Below are 20,540 nucleotides of genomic sequence, written 5' to 3' on the forward strand. Positions count from 1 at the left end.
GCCGTCGAGGGGCATCCTCGGCGACTCGCATCCGGCCATGAAAGTGACGTGCATTGTACGGGGAAGGTGTCATGCCGGCAAAAGCAACCGCCACCGTTGGTGGCGACAAGGAGCGAAGGGTGGCGAACGTGGTAGGATGCGCATGAGTTTTATCATGCTGGGCAGCGGTCGAGCCGTTGTCGGCACCGCTTTCCGTCATTTATGCCAGATTACTGCAAGAGGAAGTTGTTCATGCTGCGTCCGCCCCGTCTGCTTACCGGCCTGGTGCTTGCCACCACCCTGACCTCGCTCGTCGGCTGCGGCACCGTCTTTCACCCTGAACGCAAGGGGCAGATCAGTGGTCGCATCGACCCGGTGGTGGCGGTGGCCAACGGCGTCGGCCTGCTGTTCTTTATCGTGCCCGGGGTGATCGCCTACGCGGTGGACTTCTCCAACGGCACCATCTACCTGCCGGGTACGGGCTCCGCCAGCGTCGATTCTCTGCCCATGGGCGAGGGACGCGATCTGGCGAGCCTCGAGCGGCTGGTCAGCGAACGTGTCGGTACCGAGGTCAAGCTGAGCGACGAGCTGGTGCGTGTCGAGCAGGTCGAGAGCCTGGATGAGGCCCTGGCCATGGTGCGCATGGCCAGTGACGAGGCGACCCACGCTGGCCGTGGTTTGCCAGCCAATGCCTCGCCAGCCAGTACCTCGCCCGACAGCGTGTCGCTGGACGGCTGAGATCGATCACGCCGGGTGCGCGCGCAGCACCCGGCGGCTGCTCCTGTGGTTCTTCCCTTGTCTTGTGATTCTTCCATCGCCGCCTGAGCGGCCGCCCCCGCAGCATCCTTCCCGCAATCTCTACCGCCCCCGACTCAGCGCCTGCGCTGCAGTCTCAGCACGATCAGCCCCGCCACCAGGCCCCAGAAGGCCGAGCCGATGCCCGCCAGGGTCAATGGCGATGCGGTGATGGCGAAGGTGACCAGCACCGCGTCCAGGTTGTCGCCGTCGCTGAAGGCGGTACGTAGCGCACCGCCCAGGGTGGCCATCAGCGCAAGTCCCGCCACCACCGCGATCATGGCGCTGGGCAGGGCGTCGAACAACGACGCCACCGTCGCCCCCAGGGCGCCCAGCAGCAGATAGCCCATTCCCGCCGCAATGCCGGCGGTGTAGCGTCGCCCAGGCTCGCGGTGGGCCTCTTCGCCAAGGCAGGGGGCCGCGCTGATCGCCGCCATGTTGACGCCGTGGCCACTGAAGGGTGCCATCAGCAGCGACGCCAGGCCGGTGGCCCCCAGGCTTGCCGCCACCGGCGGCGTAAAGCCAGCGCTTCTGACCATGGCGAACCCCGGCAGGTTCTGGGTGGTCAGGGTGACCGCGAACAGCGGTATGCCGATACCCAGGCACACCACAGGATCGAAGGCCGGGGTCACCCAGGCGGGACGGGTCAGACTCACGGCAACACCCGCCAGACTCAAGTCGCCGCGGCCCAGGCACAGCGCCACCCCCGCGGCCAGGACCGTGACGATGGCCAGGCGTGGCGCCAGGCGGCGGCACAGCATCCATACACCCAGCAGAGCCAGCGGCAGCCAGGGGTCCGTCTGCACGGTGGTGAAGACTTCCAGCACGAAGGGCAACAGGATGCCGGCCAGCATGGCCGAGGCGATCGACGCCGGCACCACCGCCATGATGCGCTCGACCAGGCCGCTGGCGGCGACGGCGAGCATCAGCAGCGATGACAGCAGGAAGGCACCGACGGCCTGGTCGAAGGGCACGCCGGGCAACTGGGTCACCAGCAACGCCGCCCCGGGCGTCGACCAGGCGGTCAGCAGCGGCATGCGATAGCGCCAGGACAGCCCCAGCGATGTCACACCCATGCCGATGCCCAGGGCCCACATCCAGGAGCCGATCTGGGCCTGATCGATAGCGGCGGCCTGGGCCGCCTGGAAGATGATCGCGGCGGAACTGGCGTAGCCGATCAAGACCGCGGCGAACCCGGCGGCCAGCGTGGAGGGATGAAGGTCGTCGAGCATCTTCGGGCGATGCGTCTGGCCAGCCTTGGCGGCCAGTGAACTTGGCGAAGCTTTCATGAGACGGTCCAGAAAAAGCCAGGGAAACCGCGGAGCGGGTACATTGGTGTTTGTGCGTTATAACGTCCAAGGCTAGCAGTGGACGTTATAACGCACAAGCATGCTGAAGTGAGAGAAGAGAGAAGAGAGAAGAGAGAAGAGAGAAGAGAGAAGAGACGAGAGACGAGGAACAAGAGAAGAGGAACAAGAGGCAGGAGTCGTGGCGCGTAAGGTGTGGTGTGCTGACCGCAAGCGACGGCGGGCCAGCGGCGTAAACCTTGCGTATACTGGGCCGACCTTTCTGGAGGCCGCCATGCAGGATATTGCCGACCATATCGCCACCACCCTGAAGGGACTGCGCCAGGCTCAGGGCTGGAGTCTCGAGCGTGCCGCTCGCGAAACCGGCGTCAGCAAGGCCATGCTCGGCCAGATCGAGCGTGGCGAGTCGAGTCCCACCGTCGCCACGCTATGGCGTATCGCCAGCGGCTTTCGGGTCAGCTTCTCGTCGCTGTTCGGGAGCCCGACACGGGCCATGGACGGCCCCCTGGAAGAACGGCGCGTGAGTATCGACGATTCGGTATGGGGCAGGGACAGCGGCGGCATGCGCGCCAAGCTGCTGTTTCCCTATGATCCCATGCTGGGTTTCGAGATGTTCGAGATCGAGCTGGCCGAAGGCGCCGAGAGCGCTTCGAGTCCCCATGCGCCGGGGGTGGTGGAGCATCTGGTGGTGGTGGAGGGCGAGCTGGTGCTGGCGATCGACGACGACTGGCATCTGTTGAAGGCGGGGGAGGGGCTGCGCTTCTTCGCCGATCGTCCCCACCTGATGCGCAATGAGGGGCCGGGGACGCTGCGCTTTCACGATGTGATCCACTATCTACCCGGTGCCGCCAGCGACGGTTCCGGTTGAAGCTCGTCCCGTCACGTCGTCAGAGTGCTTTCCGTTGCGCTCCTTGTTCCAATTGCTCCAGCGCCTCGGGTCGATAGCGCTCGAGCAGGGCCCATAGCCTTGCCGCGCTGTCGGCGTCTGGCTGGCCATCGAAGTTCGCCGGTCGAAAGTGCAGTTGGAAGGCCCGCAGGGTGGCGCGACTGGCGTCATCCCACACGCCACTGGCTTCGATCCCGTAGCCCCAGGCGGCCAGCGCCCGCTGCCATTCGATCAGCGCCGGTGGTTCACGCTCGAAGCGGCTGCGGTAGTGGGCGACGCGCGGGGCCTCGGGCCAGGCGCCGATGCCGGCCTCGTGAAGCTTGCGCCAGGGAAAGGCCGGCCCCGGGTCGAGCTTGCGCAGCGGTGCCACGTCGGAGTGCGCCAGCACGTGCTCCGGGGCGATCCGGTGACGCTCGATGATATCCCGGGCCAGCGGAATCAAGGCGTTGAGCTGGTCACCGGGGTAGCTTGCCCAGCGCACCGGGCCCTCGGGGGCATCTAGCTCGCTGCCGACCCAGGGGCGATCGGGCCCCTGGTTGACGATCTCGATGCCGATGGAGGTGTCGTTGAGCCCCACGCGATTGCCCCAGCGGCTGGCGCCGGCGTGCCAGGCACGGCGGCTCTCGGGCACGAGCTGGAACACCACCGGGGTATTCTGCAGGCGTCGTGTGGGCAGCGGCACCAGGTAGTGGCTCGATACCCGGGGTCCGGTCAGGGCGCGCAGTGAGTCGGCCTGGTTCTCGTCGGTGTAGTGCAGGATCAGGAAGTGCACGCGGCTATTGTGGCCCCGAGCCGGATGGCGATGGTCCACCACATAGCCGTCGCGCGGCTCCAGGGCGGGGCCCCGCTGGATCAGCGCCTCGGTGGCCAGGCCGCCGGCAAGGTCGCAGCCGGCAAGCCCGATCAGTGAAACGAGCAGGGCGCCTACAAGCAGCCCAGGCCTGCGTCGATCGCGGAGATGCCCCGGCGCAGTCACGAAGACCGTGGCGTTTTTCCTTGTCCACTTCCTTATACACTTGGTCAGCCACCCGATCAGCCACCTTGTCATGCGCTTTGGCATCCGTTCTGTCATGCACTTTGGCATCCGTTCTGTCATCCGCCTTGGCCTCCGAGCCACAGTCGCACCAGCAGGCCAAGCACCAGGGTGCTGGTGACGCTGGCCAGGGTTCCCAGCAGCACATACTCGGTCAACTTGCGGTCTCGGCTCTCCTTCAGGTCACCAAAACGCAGCACGGACTTGGCCGCCAGCAGAAAGCCGACGGCGGTGAGTTGGTCGAGCAGGGTCAGGGTCAGTACCAGCAGGCGCTCGAGGATGCCGATGCGGGCGCCGGCCCGATCCAGCGTACCGGGTGCCTTGAGTTGTCGAGCCAGGGGGGCCATGGCCAGGGCGATGGCGACCGCCATGGGCCGGGTGACCAGCAGATAGGCGAGCAGCAGGAGCAGCGAGGACGGTGTACTCAGGTGTGCAAGCATCGCTGTCAGTGGCGACAGGCTACCGACGAGCCACAGCCACACCACCACGATGGTCGCGCCGTGCAGGCCCTGGTCGAGCATGAACAGGCCAAGTTGCCGGGTGGGCCAGCGTCGCGTCGCCTTGGTCTTGGCGGCGTCGATCGTCCAGTGGGCGAGCCCCAGCATCATGGCCGCCAAGGTGGCGTCGATGCCGTCGTCGATACCGGCGACAGACTGCAAGGCGCACAGCGCAAGCCAGGCAAGGACGGCATGCACCAGAGCATGCAGTGCCAGACTGGGACTGCGTATGCCGCGGGCCTGTCTATCCGCTACCCAGCGATCCGGTTGCAGCACGAAGTCGCCAAGCAGGTGCGCCAGCAGCAGGGCCAGTAGAAGCGACAGCGACGACGATGACGCTGGTGCGAGATCCAGGACCAGAGTGTTCATGTGCGCTCCTGCGCCGCCGACGCCAGACAGGCCAGGGTATCGCTCAGCAGTGCCCAACGGGCGGTCTTCAGTCGCTTGTGGACACTGGGCTGGCGGATGCCCAGTCGGCCGGCCATCTCGGCCTGGGTCAGCTCGGGCTCGGCCAGGCTGAGGGCCACCGCCTGAGCGGAGGGGGCGGACCAGGCGTCGATCATCTCGTCGAGATAGCGTATCAGCAGCGACTCGGCGGTGGTCCCGGACGGGGCGAAGCCAAGGTGAGCGCCATTGGCGGACAGACCGTCCAGGGCCTGCCCTGAGGCCATGAAGGGGGGATCATCGGCGTCGGCCAGGGGGGCGCCTGGGGCCCAGTCCGCCGGGCCCCGGGCGACGGCGACACGAGCGTCCCAGCGTTCGTGGACTGGACTCTGGCCGATCAGGCTGGCGCGCAATGCCACCGCCGCCTCAAGGCCCCGGTCGCCCTGGCGGATGGCCAGTTGGAAGCCATCGCCACGAAAGCGGTGGAAGTCGCCGTCGTGGCGTCTGGCCAGGGCCCCGAGGGTGTCATCGAGGCAGCGGTAGAGGGCCTCGCGATCACGTTGACGAGAGGCAATCAGGTCGCCGGTGAGTACAGCGATGATGGGATCGGACATGACGCGGATGGCTCCGTGGTGAGCGCGGATAGCGCTAGAGACCTATTACGCCTATTTATAGCTTTTTTCGGCTATTTTCTCACGAAATTGCCTGTTGTGGTTATTGCGGGCGACGGCGAGGTGGTGCCAACTGTCCGGTCCCCCAGCAACACCATGGTCAGCGCGCCAGTTCGCGCATCGCTTCATCCAGTCCCTCCAGCGTCATGGGATACATGCGCTCGTGGATCAGCTCGCGAATCAGCCGGGTCGAAGGAGTGTACTCCCAATAGCGTGGTGGGTTGGGGTTGAGCCAGACCAGTCGCGGGTAGCGCTCGGCCAGGCGCCTGAGCCAGACCCCGCCCGGTTCCTCGTTGAAGTGCTCCACGCTGCCGCCGGGATGGGTGATCTCGTAGGGCGACATCGACGCATCGCCGACCACCACCACCTGATAGTCGGCACCGTAGGTGCGCATCAACTCCCAGGTCGAGAAACGCTCCTTGTGGCGTCGGGCGTTGTTGCGCCAGACGCCCTCGTAGAGGCAGTTGTGGAAGTAGAAGTGCTCCAGGTGCTTGAACTCGGAGCGCGCCGCCGAGAACAGCTCCTCGCAGACGCGGATGTGGTCGTCCATGGACCCGCCCACGTCGAGAAACAGCAGCACCTTGACCGCGTTGTGACGCGGCGGGCGCATGCGCAGGTTGAGCAGACCGGCGTCCCGTGCGGTATCGCGGATGGTGGCGTCGATGTCGAATTCCTCGAGCGCCCCCTGGCGGGCGAAGCGACGCAGGCGACGCAGCGCCATCTTGATGTTGCGCGGCCCCAGCGCCTGGTCGTCGTCGTAGTCGCGAAAGCGCCGCTCGTCCCAGACCTTGACCGCACGCCGATGGCGCGAGCCATCCTGGCCGATGCGTACGCCCTCGGGATTGTAGCCGTAGGCGCCGAAGGGGCTGGTGCCGCCGGTGCCGATCCACTTGTTGCCGCCGGCGTGGCGCTCCTTCTGCTCGGCCAGGCGTTGCTTGAAGGTCTCGATCAGCTTTTCAAGCCCACCCAGCGACTGGATCTGAGCTTTCTCCTCGTCGCTGAGCTGACGCTCGAATTCACGGCGTAGCCATTCGTCAGGGATCAACGCATCGATGGCCGCATCGAGGCCTTCCACCGACCCCATCCAGGCGGCAAAGGCGCGATCGAAACGGTCGAAGTGGCGCTCGTCCTTGACCATCACGGTACGCGCCAGCTGGTAGAAGTCGTCGATATCGGCGAATACTACGCCGGCTTCGACGGCGGCGTGCAGATCCAGCAGCTCGCGCAACGAGACGGGCACCTGGTGGCGGCGCAGGGTGTCGAATAGATCGAGAAACATCAGCGACCCTGACGCCGCACCATGAAGGCGAGGCGCTCCAGCAGAGCGGTGTCCTGCTCGTTCTTGACCAGGGCGCCGGCCAGCGGCGGCAGGCTCTTGGCCGGATCACGCTGGCTCAGGGCCTCGCGGGCGACCTCGTCGGCCATCAAAAGCTTCAGCCAGTCGACCAGTTCCGAGGTCGACGGGCGCTTCTTGAGCCCCGGCGCCTCGCGCAGCTCGAAGAACACCTCCAGCGCCTGGCTGACCAGTCGCGGCGCGATATCCGGGAAGTGCACCGCGACGATGCGCTCCATGGTGGCGCGGTCGGGAAACTCGATGTAGTGGAAGAAGCAGCGGCGCAGGAAGGCGTCGGGCAGCTCCTTCTCGTTGTTGGAGGTGATCACCACGATGGGCCGGTGACGGGCGCGAATGGTCTCTCCGGTCTCGTAGACGAAGAACTCCATGCGATCGAGTTCCTGCAGCAGGTCGTTGGGGAACTCGATGTCGGCCTTGTCGATCTCGTCGATCAACAGCACCACCCGTTCGTCGGCGGTGAAGGCTTCCCACAGCTTGCCCGGACGCAGGTAGTTGGCGACGTTGTCGACGCCTTCCACGCCAAGCTGGGAGTCGCGCAGGCGACTGACCGCGTCGTACTCGTAGAGCCCCTGGGCGGCCTTGGTGGTGGACTTGATGTGCCAGGTGACCAGCCGGGTGCCGAGCGAGGCGGCGAGCTCCTCGGCCAGCAAGGTCTTGCCGGTGCCCGGCTCACCCTTGATCAACAGCGGGCGCTTCAGCGTTACCGCGGCATTGACGGCCTGCTTGAGGGCATCCGTGGCGACGTAGGTGGAAGTCGAGTCAAACGCCATGGGCGAGGATCCTGAATAACGAAGTGGCAACGAAGTGATTTCAAACGAGTGTACGGTAGCCCCGTGGGCGGAACAATCCTCGGCGTCAGTGCTGGGCGTCGTCGTCTCGATACAGGCGAATCAGCGTTGCCGGGTCCTTTTCACCCTCGCCGCGGGCGAGCCGGCTGCGCATCAGCTGGGCGGCCAGGGCCGCCATGGGCGTGGCGCTGGACTGACGATGGCCCTGGGCGGTGGCCATGTCGACGTCCTTGAGCAGGGTGCGCAGGTGCCAGCTCGGCGCTTCGAAGTCGCGACTGGCCATGCGCGGGGTCAGCATGCGAAAGGGCGTCGAGTCGGCGAAGCCACCGGCCAGGGCGTCGGGCAAGCGACTGGCGTCGACCCCGCTGGCCTCGGCCAGCGCCACCATCTCGGCGATGGCCGCGGTGGTGCAGCCGACCAGTAGCTGATTGCACAGCTTGGTGACCTGGCCCGAGCCCACCGGGCCCATGTGGGTGATGCGTGAGGCCAGCGGGGCGAGGACCTCTCGGGCCGCCTCCACGTCCGCCGCGTCGCCGCCACACATGATCGCCAGGCTGCCCGCCTCGGCGCCGGCCACGCCGCCGGAGACCGGCGCATCCACCCAGCTCACGCCCGCCTCGCTGGCGGCCTGGGCCAGCTCCCGGGTGGCGGCGGGGTCGGCGCTGGTCATGTCGATGATGCGCTGTCCCGGTCGCGCCCGGGCGATGACGCCGTCGCTGCCGAGCATCACTTCGCGCAGCACCTCGGTATTGGCCACGCAGCTCAGGATCACGTCCACCTCCGCGGTCAGCTCGGCGACGTTGTCGGCCACCCGGGCACCGGTGTCGGCGGCCACCGCCTCGGCCTTGGCCCGGGTGCGGTTATACAGCGTCAACGGATGCCCGGCCTCGGCCAGCCGGCGGCTGAGTGGATCGCCCATCAGGCCGATACCGATAAAGCCGAGGCGAGGCAGCGCAGATGATGTGGTCGAGCGGGGAAGCGGCATGACGAACTCCTGTGCAGGGGCGGGTGGTCGTGACACCCCGGTTGGCCAGTGCCAGGGGGGGGGCGTGAGTGGGGGGAAGCGTCTAGCATGCGTCAGTCGGTCGTGCTCCCTCAACTGATAGTGTGGACGCGCCCGGACGCGCGACCTAGTCTGGGGATTCACCCCATGCCCCCAACGGGGCGTCTGGCGTGTTCCTTTATTCGATACTCCACCTCTATCTCTATCCAGGCCAAGACCGCGATGCTCGAGTACTCCCTGGCCCACTGGGTCACGTTTCTGTCGGCGGCGCTGCTGCTCAACCTTTCCCCGGGGCCGGACATGGCCTACGTGCTGGGCCAGACCGCACGCCATGGCCGCCGTGGTGGCTTTGCCGCCATGTTCGGGGTGTGGAGCGGGGCGGGGCTGCACGTCGTCATGGCGGCGCTGGGTCTGTCGGCGATCCTCGCCACCTCGGCGCTGGCCTTCAGTCTGGTGAAGTGGCTGGGCGCCGCCTATCTGGTGTGGCTGGGGCTCAAGTCGCTGCTGGCGCGGGGAATAGAGGACGCCGCCACGGCGCCTGTGGTTCCTGCCAGCGGCACCCGCATCTACCGCCAGGGAATCATGATCTCGCTGCTCAATCCCAAGGTCGCCATCTTCTTTCTGGCCTTCCTGCCCCAGTTCGTGGTGGCCGGGGCGGGACCCGTCAGCCTACAGCTGGCGCTGCACGGGCTAGCCATCATCCTGGTGGCGGCCGTGGTCGAGCCTCCGCTGGTGATCGCCGGGGCCAGGCTGGCCAAGGCCCTGCGCGGCAGTCGCAGGCTTGGGCTATGGTGTGAACGAGGGCTGGGCGCCTTGTTCGTGGGATTGGGCGCGAGGCTTGCCCTGACTGAGCGTAACCTCTAGCCGGGAACCGGGAGGCGACACCATGCGCCTGAGAATACTGTCCGACCTGCACCTGGAACACTTCGACGGAGATCGCGAGCTACCGGAGATCGAAGCCGACGCGGTCATCCTGGCCGGGGATATCCACCTCGGGCTCAAGGGGCTCGAGTGGGCGGCCAGGCGCTTTGCGGATCAGCCGGTGATCTATGTGCCGGGCAATCACGAATTCTACAAGCACCGCATGGGCGCCCTGCGCCGGGAGATGGCCACGCGGGCCGGGGAGCTTGGCATTCACCTGCTCGACAATGCACGGCTGGAACTCGGCGGCGTGCGCTTTCTGGGTACGACACTGTGGACCGACTTCGCGCTCTACGATGAGCGTCCCGACCCGCAGGACATTCCCACCGAGACGCTGTCCGCGGCACTGCGACAGATGCCCGACTTCGCGGTCATCGAAGAACCCGAAGGTGAGGTCTTCTCGCCGGAACGCAGCGTCGAGCTGCACCGCGAGAACCGGGCCTGGCTGGAGGCCGAGCTCGCCAGGCCGTTTGACGGTGCCACGGTGGTGGTTAGCCACCACGCCCCCCTGGCCGAGAGTATTCCCGCCCACTATCAGGGCGACCCGCTGTCGCCGGCCTTCGCCTCGCGTCTCGAGGCGTTGATGGAGGGCGTGGCGCTGTGGGTCCACGGCCATGTCCACGACCCGGTGATGCTGACGGTGGGGGACACCCGCGTGGTGGCCGTGCCCGGCGGCTATCCCGGCGAGCGCCCGGAGGATGACCTGCGCCTGGATCGTGTGGTCGAGGTCGAGAGCATGGCGTCGGAGTCGGAATCCCGGCAGGCCTGAACTAGCCGCCCTGGAGCTGTTCCTTGAGCTTGTTGGGCAGCTTCTTGATGATCAGCCGGTCGCGCTCTTCGTCGTACTCGATGCTGTTGCCGAGCAGATGGGAGTCGAAGCTGATCGAGACGCCCTCGGCGCGGCCGGTGAAGCGGCGGAACTGGTTCAGGGTGCGCTTGTCCGGCGGAATCTCCGGCGACAGCCCGTAGTCGGCGTTGCGGATGTGCTCGTAGAAGGCCCGCGGCTTGTCGTCGTCCACCAGCGCGGACAGCTCGTCCAGGGTCATGGCCTCACCACGGCTGGCCTGATCCTGGGCGTAGTCGATCAGCGCGTCGGTCTTCTCGCGGGAGGTCTCCTCGGCCATGTCCTCGCGCTCCACGTAATCGCTGAACGCCTTGAGCAGGGTGCGGGTCTCGCTCTTCGGGTCGACCCCTTCGCTGGCGCCGAGCAGCGCCTGCAGGTCGTCCGCCAGCTTGCGCGCACCACGGTCGGCCAGCAGTGACAGATACTGGCTCGACGGGCCGCCTTCCTGCCATTGGGTCAGGTTGAGGCGAAAGGCCAGCGACATCTGGCTGTGGTTGACCTGACCGGTAATGGCGACGCGGCCGTCGTCACCGATGACGAAGCCGTCACGATGGTGCACCAGCGCCAGAAACAGGTGACGGGTTTCGCCCTGGCGCTGGTCGGCGAGGATCAGGTGCCCACCGGTGGGCAGGTGGTCGTCGACCAGTTTCTTGATCGCTTCACCCAGAGACGCCGCGAGCGTCTGCAGGTCGCGTTCGTCCTGAAGGTAGGCCTTGAACTCGGCCGGGAAGCGGCTGGACGTGGCGACCGGGCCGGTGGGTTCAGCCGCGGCGTCGTCCCAAGGCGGGGTATCATCAGCCGGGGGCTCGTCAGCCGGGGGCTCGTCAACAGCGGCATAGCTGGCGCCCACAGCGTCCTGCGCTACGTCGCTCACCGCGACAGTATGCTCATTGAGCCGTCCCCAGCGCTTGGCCTTGCCGTGGTAGGCATCGGTCAGGCGGGTGACCAGGCTGTCCAGGGCGTCACTGTCGGGATGCAGTTCGCTTGCGGGCACAAGGGTCGCCGGACTGTCGCTGGCGCTCTTCTCGAGGCGCTGGATGACACAGGCGGATATCGGCATGGGGACCTCGTGGGCAGGGGGCGGCGGCAGATGATAACGCAAGCGACAGGGTGGGTCGAAAAGGTCCCTTTATTCAGGGCTTGAGTCGATAGCCGCTTCTGAAGATGGCGTGGATCACCACCAGGGCCACGGCCATGAACAACAGGATCATGCCCAGGCTGATCCACACGCTGACGTCACCGAGCCCGTAGAAGCTGTAGCGAAAGCCCGACACCAGATAGACCACCGGATTGAACAGGGTCACCGTCTGCCATAGCGGTGGCAGCATGTCGATGGAGTAGAAGGTGCCGCCGAGGAAGGTCAGCGGGGTGATCACCAGCAGTGGCACCAGCTGGAGCTTCTCGAAGCCGTCGGCCCAGATACCGATGATGAAGCCGAGCAGGCTGAAGGTCAGGGCGGTGAGCACCAGAAACAGCAGCATCATCAGTGGATGCTCGATGGTAAAGGGCACAAACAGGCTGGCGGTGCCCAGCACGATAAGCCCCAGGACGATCGACTTGGTGGCGGCGGCGCCGACAAAGCCCAGCACGATCTCCAGCGGCGAGATCGGCGCCGACAGGATTTCGTAGACGGAGCCGGAGAAGCGTGGAAAGAAGATCCCGAAAGAGGCGTTGGAGACGCTCTGGGTCAGCAGCATCAGCATGATCAACCCAGGCACGATAAAGGCCGCGTAGGGAATGCCCTCGACCTCACTGATGCGTGACCCGATGGCCGAGCCGAACACCACGAAGTACAGCGAGGTCGACAGCACCGGAGAGACCACGCTCTGCAGGATGGTGCGCAGGCTGCGGGCCATTTCGGCCCGATACAGCGTCTTGACCGAGGTGAGGTTCATGTCCGTTCCTTGACCAGATTGACGAAGATCTCTTCCAGCGAGCTCTGACGGGTGTGCAGGTCCTTGAAGGTGATGCCGGCGGCGTCGACCTCGCCCAGCAGGTCGGCGATGGCGCCTTCGCCGTCGTCGGCACCGTCGTAGCGATAGACCAGAGCGTGGCCGTCATCGGCCAGGGTCAGGCTGCGGTGGGCGAGCGCCTCGGGCAACTGGGAGAGCGGTTCGCGCAGGTGCAGGGTCAGCTCCTTGCGCCCCAGGCTCGCCATCAGTGTCTGCTTGTCCTCGACCAGCACCAGTTCGCCTGCGCGAATCACGCCGATGCGCTCGGCCATTTCCTCGGCTTCTTCGATGTAGTGGGTGGTGAGGATGATGGTGACGCCGCTCTGCCTGAGTCCACGTACCACCTCCCACATGTCGCGCCTCAGTTCGACGTCGACCCCGGCGGTGGGTTCGTCGAGAAACAGCACCTGGGGCTCGTGGGCCAGCGCCTTGGCGATCAGTACTCGTCGTTTCATGCCGCCGGACAGGGTGATCAGGCGATTCTTGCGTTTCTCCCACAGGCTCAGCTGGCGCAGTACCTTCTCGATATGCGCCGGGTCCTTCGGCTTGCCGAACAGGCCGCGGCTGAAGGAGACGGTATCCCAGACGGTGGAGAAAGCCTCGCTGGTCAACTCCTGGGGCACCAGCCCGATGCGCGAGCGGGCGGCGCGGAAGTCGTCGAGGATGTCATGGCCATCGACCAGCACACGCCCGGAGGACGGATTGACCAGGCCGCAGATGACGCTGATGAGGGTGGTCTTGCCGGCGCCGTTGGGTCCGAGCAGGGCGAAGATCTCGCCGCGACGAATCTCAAGATCGATGCCCTTGAGCGCCTCGAAACCGCCGCTGTAGACCTTGGTCAGTCCCTTGACGTCGATGATCGGGGCGCTCATGTCTGGGCCCCTTCGGCGGCGGGTACAGGCCGCCCGGGTGCGACCCGGGCGGATAGAGATGCTGAGGGATGCGGGCGAGGCATGGAGACGTCCTTATCGATTGACCCCGCCCATCCTAGCGCGACCGCTCTGATCTGCACACAGTCGGGCGCCGTCCCGGCGCGTCTCAGTCGCGTGGGGTGACGTTGGTCATCCGCGGCAGTACGTCGGGACTGTGGCGGCTGACGCGATGGAGCACCGCCATTACCACATGGCCGAGAGCGAGGGCGAACAGGGCCCAGCCCAGCCAGCCATGGAGCAGGTTGGCGGGGGCCTCCATCCAGGCGATCTCGTCTCCTTCGAAGCCGGCCATCAGTTCGATGCCGAAAGGCGAGAAGGCGCGGCCGGAGCCGTACTGGCGAAGGAGCGCGATGGAGGGGATGAGAATCAGCAGTCCATAGAGCGCGACATGGCCAAGGTGCGACGCCAGGTTGACCCGTGCCGGGCGACGCCGCTGGTTGATCAGCGCCCAGCTCACGCGTAGCAGCATCAGTACCAGAATCGTCAATCCCACGGGCTTGTGGCTGCCCCACAGCAGTTCATCCAGCCAGGAGTCCTCGAACAGGAACCTGGCGCTGGCGGTAACGAGCTGCCACACCACCAGCGCGGCGATGGCCCAATGGAAGAAACGGCTGATGCTGCCGTAACGGTCGGGAGTGTCGGTGATCGGCATAGGGGTGTCCTCATCATCGGGTAACAGATAGCGTCGCGGTTCATTGGTTCTTGTTTTTTTGCCTAGGCTAACCCAGCCCAGCGGACCAGGCGGGTGAATTCTCCCAAGAGACTGTGCAAAAACCGGCAGTCACGCGTGGAACACGGTGTTCGACGATGTGCGTTGGACAGACTGGTGTAAGGAAGGCCGCAGCCGCGCTACTCAAGGATTCCCAATTCGACGGCGTCTTCGGCAAGAGGATCGATCCATGGCTCGAGTGTCCCCCCTGACGTATAAAAAAAATGTGGCTGAAGCAATGGCAAGCAGAGCAATCGCAAGCGGTGCTATGGCAAGCGGTACTATGGCAAGCAGTGCATTGGCAAGTCAGCCAATGGCGAGCAGGGCAGTGGCGCTGGCGCAGTCACCCTGGCGTTCGCTGGTGCTGCTGGGACTCGGCCTGGCGCTGATGGTCGCGGTCTCGCCCCGGGCGTCGGCGCAGGCGGGCGAGCAGGTGACGCCGAGCGTGTCCCAGAACATCATGCAGCAGAAGTGGGTGTCCGATGACTCGAACCTGATCTCGACCATGGTGCTGGTCACCCTGGACCCGGGGGCCAGCCTGCCGCCTCACCGTCACGCAGGGCCGGCCTACGTCAAGGTGGCCACCGGTGAGGTGATCTCGCAGCTTGAAGGCGGGGAAGAAGAACGCTTTGGCCCCGGAGACGAATGGCGAGAGCCCGAGGGCGTGCGCCACGTACAGCTGGTCAATGCCAGCGATGACACACCGGCGGAACTGATCGTGGTGATGATCCACACCCGGGGCGAACCCCTGACCCGGGTGGAATGACCCTGTCAGTATCGCTCTGATAGCGTCGCTCTGACGGTATCGCTCTGACGGTATCGCTCTGACGGCATCGCTCTGACGGTATCGCTCTGATAGCCCCGCTCTGATAGCCCCGCTCGGATCGTGCCCTGCGGATTATTCGACACGCCGACACGACAACGCCGCGATCTCTCGCGGCGTTGTCGTTGCTACCCAGGCGGGTCTGAGGCTCGGTCGAAAGGTCGCCAAGCGTAGGCGCCTTTCTGGCAAGCCTAGCCGCGGCTGGTGACTTCCAGCAGATGATAACCAAACTGGGTCTTCACCGGGCCCTGCACCTTGTTGAGGTCGGCGGAGAAGACGACCTCGTCGAACTCACGCACCATCTGGCCGGGGCCGAAGCTGCCCAGGTCGCCGCCCTGGCGGCCGGACGGGCAGGAGGAGTGCTCGCGGGCAACCTCGGCAAAATCACGACCGTTCTCGATCTCGGTCTTGAGGGTTTGGCACTTTTCTTCGCTGTCGACAAGGATGTGGCGGGCGGTGGCCTGGACCATGGGATGACTCCTGAACTTCACTGAAGGTTGGCTGATGTTGCGAGACGCGAGCTTACCACGGGTGCCGCCGAGGCGGCACCGGGCTTGGTTTGTGTCCAGGTCCGGTGCACCATGGGACTGTCGTCGCCGCCCTTGCGCCCTCTCTTGTGTAGAACGAGTAGATACGATGGACCCGAAATCATCATCCGCCGCAGCAGAACTGACCCCACTTCTGGTCAGCGCCTGCCTGCTCGGGGATCCGGTGCGATATGACGCCGGGCACAAGTGGCTCGGCGACGAGCGTTTGGCCCAATGGCGTGACCAGGGACGGCTGGTGCCGGTGTGCCCCGAGGTGGCGGGAGGCCTGCCCACACCGCGGCCCGCGGCGGAGATCGCAGGAGGCAGCGGCGCTCAGGTGCTGGCAGGCGAGCTCAGGATCGTCGACATCGACGGCGGTGATCCCACCGAGGCCTTTGTGGCGGGCGCCAGGCGAGCGCTCGCGACCGCCAGGCGCTACCATTGCCGGTTGGCGCTGTTGACCGACGCCAGTCCGTCCTGTGGCAGCACCCAGGTGTACGATGGCCGCTTCAGTGGCAGCAGGATCGCCGGTGAAGGCGTGACCGCCGCGCTGTTGCGCGATGCCGGCATCGAGGTCTTCGCCCCGCACCAGCTAGAGGAATTAACCCGCCGTCTGGATGAGCTGGATACCGACCGGCGGCGTTGAACGCCGGAGCGCTATTCTTGAGGCACCTGCTCCTGCTCTTGTTGCTGCTCTTGTTGCTGCTCTTGTTGCAGTGCGGGTCGCTGGTGCTGTCGAGTCCCTTCACCTCGCTCGACGTCCAGAGCGGGTTCCACGATCGGGAAACTCACCGTCAGCGTCTGGCGCTGGTGATCGCGCGTCACCGTGATGCTGGCCTGGGTGCCTGGCAGTACGCGAGGCACCAGTGCCTTGAGCTGGTAGGGATGCGTGATACTACGCCCGGCAAAGCTCAGGATGCGGTCGCCGACGCGCAGCCCCGCAGCCTCGGCGGGACTGTTCGGGACCACCTCGGTCACCACCAGGCCCGGTCGGCCCTCGCTTGATTCGACACCCACCCCGAGTCGCGGCCCCTCGCTCTGCTTGTCTTCGCGTATCACAAAGACGGCGTCGGCGAGTCCCGCTTCGGCCTCGCAGGCGTCGTCGGCAGACAGCGGCAAGAGGCTCGCGACATCGGCGATACCCAGGCTCTTAAGCTGTGCCTCGATTCCCTCGCCGTGGCTGGCGTGACCCATTCCCACCAGGCCCACCGCCAGGTGGCCATCTTCGACCAGGGCGGCGAGCCCCTGAGCCATGGCCATGTCCCACACCTGCTGGGCGTAGACGAAGCCGTCGATCATGTCGTCGTCGAAGCCCTGGCCAAAGCCTTCGCCACCAAGTTCCAGGGCGTGTTCCTCGAGACTCGCCTCGAGCCGTTCACGGTAGGACGGCATGGCCGCTACGGGTTCGGGTATGCCGTGGCGTTGTGCCGGTGGCAGTGTGGAGACGCCATCCTCGACCAGCCGTTGGCGCAGCTCAGGGGTGACGTTCAGTGCCTTCAGCGGCAGCGCCTGGTCCCGGGCAAAGCGCAGCACCGGCAGGTACAGCTCGGGGTCGAAGCCCCAGTAGCGGTACCACTGGCTCTGCTCGAGCAGGGCGGCCTCATCGATGTCACCGGCGACCCAGGCGTCCAGTGCCGGTTGGCTTTCCCTCGGCAGCATCTCAAGGCCAATGGCCAGATCCGGCTGATGGGCGTGCAGGGCGGCCAGGCTCGCCAGCTGGAATCGATGGTGGTCGGGACGATCGTGCTGTTCACCCAGCAGGACCACCTGCTGGCGGGCGAGCATCGGCCAGCCCATCGTCGGCGCCGTATGGGTGCGAGCGTCACCGGGCGTGATCCAGTCGCCGGGCGTGATCCAGTCGCCGGGCGCTAGGCCAGCGCCTGTTGCAGTGTTGGTGCAGGATGCCTGGGCATCGAGGCCGAGCACCAACAGCATCGTCAGAGTAGCCAGCCTCGGCATCGTCCATCGGCGTGGGAGAGAGCAGCGATGTGACGGTCGAAATCGCAGAAGGGGCATGAGCGGAGCCAGCGTGAATCCAGCGTGAATCAAGAGAGAACCAAGAGTGAACAAGAGCGGAACCAGCGCAGCTTCGGACCGGAACGAAGCCGAAACCAGACCGAAGCGAGAGTCGAAAAGGTTCAGGCTAGCCGCCCCGGCGCCGACGATCCAGTGTGGTCTGCCCATCGCTTGATCGATGTCCCGCCTGCGGCCTGCTGGTACCATGACGCACGCCGTCCACTGTCCATCGCCCAACACCCACCTTTAGCTACCATGATCTTCGCGACCGCATGAACACTCCCTCGCTCCACGCCGAGCGCCTCGAGGCCTTGACCCGATTGCTCGCCGACTGGCACTGGCTCTGGTCGCCGGCGCCCTTTACCCATGCCGGGACTCCCTGGCCCGAGCGGGCGCCCGCCGGCGATATCGCCGCTTGCCTGCAGGCGCTGGACGACGCTCGGTGCCAGCGCTTGCAGCAGAGGCCTTTCGATGCCTCGCCGCTGGCCGCCTGGCTACCGGTGGATGAACTGGCGCGCCTGGTCAGGGTTCCCGATGGAGCGCCGCCGATCCAGGCGCCCGAGGCGTGGGCGGCCCACGTGGGAGGTCGCAAGTGGCAGCAGATGCTGGCCTTTGCGCCCCAGGTGGCCATCGGCCAGGGGCAGCGGCTTGTCGAGTGGTGTGCCGGCAAGGGACATCTTTCGCGTCTGCTGGCGCGCCGCCACGACGGCTCCATTTGCGCGCTGGAGTGGCAACCGGCGCTGTGCGAAAGCGGCCAGGCGCTGGCCGAGCGGCAGGGACTGGAGGTGACGCTGGTCGAGCAGGACGTGATGGCGCCCAGCGTGAGCCGACACCTCGGTGACGCCGATCGGGTGGTGGCGCTGCATGCCTGTGGCGATCTTCACGTGCGCCTGCTGGAGCTGGCACGTGAACAGAAGGTGGCGATCAGTCTGGCTCCCTGCTGCTACCAGCGTACCCGTGACAAGATCTATCGCCCCCTGTCGCGTCAGGCGCAGCAACAGGCAGAGCGCCATGGTCTGTCGCTGGACCGAGAGGCGCTGGCGCTGTCGGTGCAGGAGACCGTGACCGCCAGCCAGGGAGAGCGACGCAAGCGTGAACAGGCGAACGCCTGGCGACTGGGTTTCGATGCTCTTCAGCGCCGGCTGCGCGGAGTCGACGACTATCTGGCGGTGCCGAGTCTGGCCTACGGCAGGATGCCGGAGCGCTTCGAGGACTTCTGTCGTTGGGCCGCCCGGGAGAAGGGACTGACAGTGCCCGACGGGATCGACTGGGACGCCTATCGACGTCGTGGCGAAGCGTGTCTGCAGCGGGTCAATCGACTCGAGCTGGTGCGCCATCTGTTTCGCCGGCCGCTGGAGGTGTGGCTGGTGCTGGACCGGGCCCTGTGGCTCGAGGAGGCCGAGTTCGAGGTCAGTCTGAGCCAGTTCTGCCCGCGCGCGCTGACCCCGCGTAATCTTGCCCTGGTGGCGCAACCGACGTAAGGCCGCGTGATCACCAGCCGGTCGAGACGTTCCCGCAGGCGCGGCAAGTCCAGGTACTGGCGCTGCCGTGGTGGTCGAGACGAGACGGCCCCGGACACTTGAACTGTCCGGGGCCGTGTTTTCTTCAAGGGAGGGGATAGCTCGGCTGGCGCCGCACGCCGGATCAGCTGCGCTTGCTACGCCTGAATTGCTCGGTTTCCCAGACCTTGGCGCGCTTGATCAAGGGGGTGATGCTGGATCCCTGGATCAGGATCGAGAACACCACCACCGAGTAGGTCATTACCAGGATGATCTCGCGCACGTCGATGTTCTTTTCGGGAATCACGGTGATCCCCGACGGAATCGACATCGCCATGGCCAGCGCCAGACCACCACGCAGTCCGCCCCAGGTCAGGATGCGCACCGAGTAGGGGTTGTAGCGACGAAAGCGCCGGAAGCCCAGGTAGGCCAGGCGCACGCTCAGATAGCGCGACAGCAGCACCAGCGGCACGGCGGCGATCATCAGCACCCAGTCCTCCGGGTGGAAGCTGAACGACAGCATGGTCATGCCGATCAGCAGGAACAGCACGCCATTGAGGAACTCGTCGACCAGCTCCCAGAAGTGGTCGAGATGCTGCCGGGATTCCTCGGAGAAGCCCTTGCGACGGGTACGGTTGCCGATGATGATGCCGGCCACCACCATGGCCAGGGGGCCGGAGACCTCGAGAAACTCGGCGAACACGTAGCCGGTGGTGGGCACCAGCAGCGTCAGCATCAGCTCCATGGAGTGGTCGTCGGTGTGACGGATCAACTGGTGAAACAGCTGACCGAGCACGAAGCCATAAACGATGCCGCCGAGCGCCTCCTGCAGAAACAGGTGGCCGACGCTGGTCACCGTGGGGGTGGTGCCGCCGAAGGCGACGGCGAACAGGGTGACGAAGAGCACCAGACCGAAGCCGTCGTTGAACAGCGACTCGCCCTCGATCTGGGTCGAGATGCGCCGGGGCGCGTTCATCTTCTTGACGATGGCGAGCACCGCGATGGGATCGGTGGGAGAGATCAGGGCACCGAACAGCAGGCAGTAGATCAGATCGAAGTCGATACCCAGCCAGCCCACCAGCAGCCACAGGCTGTAGCCGATGAAGAAGGTCGAGAACAGGGTGCTGCCCATGGCAAGGATGGCGATTTCCCACTTCTGGTCACGCAGGTGGGGGAGCTTGATCCCCAGCGCACCGGCAAACAGCAGAAATCCGAGGATGCCCTTCAGCAGGAAATCCTCGAAATTCAACTGATTGATGGCGGTTTTAGCGGTTTCGTCGAGGGCGAACCAGCCCGCGTGACCGGCGATGACGATGGCCAGCGACAGTATCAGAGCGCCAGCAGTGATCGCGATGGTGGTCTGAAATTTTCCGATCTTGCCGTTGATCAGGGAGATCACCATCGCCATCGCGGCGAGCAGGCAAAGGGTGTCGTACACCGACATGGAGGGAGGCCTCTAGGTAGGATGGGTGAGTCGTGTCGGCTCGAGCGCTGGCTCGAGGCCGTAAAAGGGGGGCTGCAGCAGGCACATCGGCTCGGCCCGTCGCATCACCCGAGGAGGTCAGGCGCTGGTGTGACGGGGGAGGCGATTGTGACGTGTCCATCGCGGGAGTTCGGTCC

At 65.8% G+C, this 20,540-nt stretch carries 21 protein-coding genes; 7 read left to right on the forward strand and 14 right to left on the reverse strand.

The annotated features are described in order from the left end of the window. Positions 1-231: 231 nt before the first annotated feature. Positions 232-717, forward strand: a complete 486-nt coding sequence (locus NFG57_RS07985) for a hypothetical protein (RefSeq protein WP_348815839.1) — start codon at positions 232-234, stop codon at positions 715-717. Between the two features lie 134 nt (positions 718-851). On the opposite strand, the gene NFG57_RS07990 is transcribed toward NFG57_RS07985, so the two are convergent. Further along, the gene (locus NFG57_RS07990; RefSeq protein WP_348815840.1) at positions 852-2,063 is read right to left on the reverse strand and encodes a benzoate/H(+) symporter BenE family transporter; all 1,212 of its coding nucleotides are present in this window, start codon (positions 2,061-2,063) and stop codon (positions 852-854) included. A 292-nt stretch (positions 2,064-2,355) separates the two neighbouring features. Between NFG57_RS07990 and NFG57_RS07995 the strand changes: the two genes are divergently transcribed. Beyond that, the gene (locus tag NFG57_RS07995; protein WP_348815842.1) at positions 2,356-2,949 is read left to right on the forward strand and encodes a helix-turn-helix domain-containing protein; all 594 of its coding nucleotides are present in this window, start codon (positions 2,356-2,358) and stop codon (positions 2,947-2,949) included. A gap of 19 nt (positions 2,950-2,968) precedes the next feature. On the opposite strand, the gene NFG57_RS08000 is transcribed toward NFG57_RS07995, so the two are convergent. The 6 genes from NFG57_RS08000 to NFG57_RS08025 form a co-directional block, all read right to left on the reverse strand. Further along, a complete protein-coding gene (locus NFG57_RS08000) occupies positions 2,969-4,015 on the reverse strand; it encodes an N-acetylmuramoyl-L-alanine amidase (protein ID WP_348815843.1) in 1,047 nt (348 codons plus the stop codon). A gap of 44 nt (positions 4,016-4,059) precedes the next feature. Continuing rightward, positions 4,060-4,866, reverse strand: coding sequence for a DUF3307 domain-containing protein (locus NFG57_RS08005; protein ID WP_124804390.1), 807 nt, complete (start codon positions 4,864-4,866; stop codon positions 4,060-4,062). After that, entirely contained in the window at positions 4,863-5,495 is a 633-nt protein-coding gene (locus NFG57_RS08010; protein WP_348815845.1) for a hypothetical protein, read from the reverse strand. The genes NFG57_RS08005 and NFG57_RS08010 overlap by 4 nt, the downstream gene beginning before the upstream one ends. Before the next feature lie 157 nt (positions 5,496-5,652). Continuing rightward, positions 5,653-6,831, reverse strand: coding sequence for a VWA domain-containing protein (locus NFG57_RS08015; RefSeq protein WP_124804392.1), 1,179 nt, complete (start codon positions 6,829-6,831; stop codon positions 5,653-5,655). Next, a complete protein-coding gene (locus NFG57_RS08020; protein ID WP_108132724.1) occupies positions 6,831-7,676 on the reverse strand; it encodes a MoxR family ATPase in 846 nt (281 codons plus the stop codon). The genes NFG57_RS08015 and NFG57_RS08020 overlap by 1 nt, the downstream gene beginning before the upstream one ends. An 85-nt stretch (positions 7,677-7,761) precedes the next feature. Further along, positions 7,762-8,679 (reverse strand): NAD(P)-dependent oxidoreductase, encoded by a 918-nt coding sequence (locus tag NFG57_RS08025; protein WP_348815846.1) that lies wholly within the window; start codon positions 8,677-8,679, stop codon positions 7,762-7,764. Positions 8,680-8,844: 165 nt separating this feature from the next. Between NFG57_RS08025 and NFG57_RS08030 the strand changes: the two genes are divergently transcribed. Continuing rightward, positions 8,845-9,561 carry a LysE family translocator gene (locus NFG57_RS08030; protein WP_348815848.1) on the forward strand — a complete coding sequence of 239 codons (717 nt, stop codon included), beginning with the start codon at positions 8,845-8,847 and terminating at the stop codon, positions 9,559-9,561. Positions 9,562-9,583: 22 nt separating this feature from the next. Then, the gene (locus NFG57_RS08035; RefSeq protein WP_348815849.1) at positions 9,584-10,387 is read left to right on the forward strand and encodes a metallophosphoesterase; all 804 of its coding nucleotides are present in this window, start codon (positions 9,584-9,586) and stop codon (positions 10,385-10,387) included. A gap of 1 nt (position 10,388) precedes the next feature. Here the strand turns inward: NFG57_RS08035 and NFG57_RS08040 are convergent, their stop codons facing one another. The 4 genes from NFG57_RS08040 to NFG57_RS08055 form a co-directional block, all read right to left on the reverse strand. Then, the gene (locus NFG57_RS08040) at positions 10,389-11,522 is read right to left on the reverse strand and encodes a nucleoid-associated protein (protein WP_348815850.1); all 1,134 of its coding nucleotides are present in this window, start codon (positions 11,520-11,522) and stop codon (positions 10,389-10,391) included. Positions 11,523-11,595: 73 nt separating this feature from the next. Then, positions 11,596-12,357: an ABC transporter permease gene (locus NFG57_RS08045; RefSeq protein WP_348815851.1), complete on the reverse strand. Its 762-nt coding sequence runs from the start codon at positions 12,355-12,357 to the stop codon at positions 11,596-11,598. After that, positions 12,354-13,286, reverse strand: a complete 933-nt coding sequence (locus tag NFG57_RS08050) for an ABC transporter ATP-binding protein (protein WP_045994269.1) — start codon at positions 13,284-13,286, stop codon at positions 12,354-12,356. Before NFG57_RS08050 ends, NFG57_RS08045 begins: the two co-directional genes overlap by 4 nt. A 166-nt stretch (positions 13,287-13,452) precedes the next feature. Next, positions 13,453-13,998, reverse strand: a complete 546-nt coding sequence (locus tag NFG57_RS08055; RefSeq protein ID WP_045994270.1) for a cytochrome b — start codon at positions 13,996-13,998, stop codon at positions 13,453-13,455. 370 nt (positions 13,999-14,368) lie between these two features. Between NFG57_RS08055 and NFG57_RS08060 the strand changes: the two genes are divergently transcribed. Further along, a complete protein-coding gene (locus NFG57_RS08060) occupies positions 14,369-14,821 on the forward strand; it encodes a cupin domain-containing protein (protein WP_261392186.1) in 453 nt (150 codons plus the stop codon). A 248-nt stretch (positions 14,822-15,069) separates the two neighbouring features. On the opposite strand, the gene NFG57_RS08065 is transcribed toward NFG57_RS08060, so the two are convergent. Continuing rightward, positions 15,070-15,348 carry a peptidylprolyl isomerase gene (locus NFG57_RS08065; protein WP_045994272.1) on the reverse strand — a complete coding sequence of 93 codons (279 nt, stop codon included), beginning with the start codon at positions 15,346-15,348 and terminating at the stop codon, positions 15,070-15,072. Between the two features lie 166 nt (positions 15,349-15,514). Here NFG57_RS08065 and NFG57_RS08070 point away from each other — a divergent pair, with 166 nt between their 5' ends. Further along, positions 15,515-16,051 (forward strand): DUF523 domain-containing protein, encoded by a 537-nt coding sequence (locus NFG57_RS08070; RefSeq protein WP_348815852.1) that lies wholly within the window; start codon positions 15,515-15,517, stop codon positions 16,049-16,051. Positions 16,052-16,062: 11 nt separating this feature from the next. Here the strand turns inward: NFG57_RS08070 and NFG57_RS08075 are convergent, their stop codons facing one another. Next, complete coding sequence (locus NFG57_RS08075) at positions 16,063-17,364, reverse strand: ChaN family lipoprotein (RefSeq protein ID WP_348815853.1); 1,302 nt, start codon at positions 17,362-17,364, stop codon at positions 16,063-16,065. A 329-nt stretch (positions 17,365-17,693) separates the two neighbouring features. Here NFG57_RS08075 and NFG57_RS08080 point away from each other — a divergent pair, with 329 nt between their 5' ends. Then, entirely contained in the window at positions 17,694-18,902 is a 1,209-nt protein-coding gene (locus NFG57_RS08080; RefSeq protein ID WP_348815854.1) for a methyltransferase, read from the forward strand. A 163-nt stretch (positions 18,903-19,065) separates the two neighbouring features. Here the strand turns inward: NFG57_RS08080 and NFG57_RS08085 are convergent, their stop codons facing one another. Continuing rightward, entirely contained in the window at positions 19,066-20,364 is a 1,299-nt protein-coding gene (locus NFG57_RS08085) for a sodium:proton antiporter (RefSeq protein WP_045994275.1), read from the reverse strand. Positions 20,365-20,540: the final 176 nt, after the last annotated feature.

It is taken from the genome of Halomonas sp. H10-59, from assembly GCF_040070555.1.
GTDB lineage: Bacteria > Pseudomonadota > Gammaproteobacteria > Pseudomonadales > Halomonadaceae > Halomonas > Halomonas litopenaei.

Excerpts from the sequence above, each read along its gene's own strand:
- NFG57_RS07985 (WP_348815839.1), top strand. The coding sequence starts at position 232 with ATGCTGCGTCCGCCCCGTCTGCTTACCGGCCTGGTGCTTGCCACCACC.
- NFG57_RS07990 (WP_348815840.1), bottom strand. The coding sequence starts at position 2,063 with ATGAAAGCTTCGCCAAGTTCACTGGCCGCCAAGGCTGGCCAGACGCAT.
- NFG57_RS07995 (WP_348815842.1), top strand. The coding sequence starts at position 2,356 with ATGCAGGATATTGCCGACCATATCGCCACCACCCTGAAGGGACTGCGC.
- NFG57_RS08000 (WP_348815843.1), bottom strand. The coding sequence starts at position 4,015 with ATGACAAGGTGGCTGATCGGGTGGCTGACCAAGTGTATAAGGAAGTGG.
- NFG57_RS08005 (WP_124804390.1), bottom strand. The coding sequence starts at position 4,866 with ATGAACACTCTGGTCCTGGATCTCGCACCAGCGTCATCGTCGTCGCTG.
- NFG57_RS08010 (WP_348815845.1), bottom strand. The coding sequence starts at position 5,495 with ATGTCCGATCCCATCATCGCTGTACTCACCGGCGACCTGATTGCCTCT.
- NFG57_RS08015 (WP_124804392.1), bottom strand. The coding sequence starts at position 6,831 with ATGTTTCTCGATCTATTCGACACCCTGCGCCGCCACCAGGTGCCCGTC.
- NFG57_RS08020 (WP_108132724.1), bottom strand. The coding sequence starts at position 7,676 with ATGGCGTTTGACTCGACTTCCACCTACGTCGCCACGGATGCCCTCAAG.
- NFG57_RS08025 (WP_348815846.1), bottom strand. The coding sequence starts at position 8,679 with ATGCCGCTTCCCCGCTCGACCACATCATCTGCGCTGCCTCGCCTCGGC.
- NFG57_RS08030 (WP_348815848.1), top strand. The coding sequence starts at position 8,845 with ATGCCCCCAACGGGGCGTCTGGCGTGTTCCTTTATTCGATACTCCACC.
- NFG57_RS08035 (WP_348815849.1), top strand. The coding sequence starts at position 9,584 with ATGCGCCTGAGAATACTGTCCGACCTGCACCTGGAACACTTCGACGGA.
- NFG57_RS08040 (WP_348815850.1), bottom strand. The coding sequence starts at position 11,522 with ATGCCGATATCCGCCTGTGTCATCCAGCGCCTCGAGAAGAGCGCCAGC.
- NFG57_RS08045 (WP_348815851.1), bottom strand. The coding sequence starts at position 12,357 with ATGAACCTCACCTCGGTCAAGACGCTGTATCGGGCCGAAATGGCCCGC.
- NFG57_RS08050 (WP_045994269.1), bottom strand. The coding sequence starts at position 13,286 with ATGAGCGCCCCGATCATCGACGTCAAGGGACTGACCAAGGTCTACAGC.
- NFG57_RS08055 (WP_045994270.1), bottom strand. The coding sequence starts at position 13,998 with ATGCCGATCACCGACACTCCCGACCGTTACGGCAGCATCAGCCGTTTC.
- NFG57_RS08060 (WP_261392186.1), top strand. The coding sequence starts at position 14,369 with ATGGCGAGCAGGGCAGTGGCGCTGGCGCAGTCACCCTGGCGTTCGCTG.
- NFG57_RS08065 (WP_045994272.1), bottom strand. The coding sequence starts at position 15,348 with ATGGTCCAGGCCACCGCCCGCCACATCCTTGTCGACAGCGAAGAAAAG.
- NFG57_RS08070 (WP_348815852.1), top strand. The coding sequence starts at position 15,515 with ATGGACCCGAAATCATCATCCGCCGCAGCAGAACTGACCCCACTTCTG.
- NFG57_RS08075 (WP_348815853.1), bottom strand. The coding sequence starts at position 17,364 with ATGCCGAGGCTGGCTACTCTGACGATGCTGTTGGTGCTCGGCCTCGAT.
- NFG57_RS08080 (WP_348815854.1), top strand. The coding sequence starts at position 17,694 with ATGAACACTCCCTCGCTCCACGCCGAGCGCCTCGAGGCCTTGACCCGA.
- NFG57_RS08085 (WP_045994275.1), bottom strand. The coding sequence starts at position 20,364 with ATGTCGGTGTACGACACCCTTTGCCTGCTCGCCGCGATGGCGATGGTG.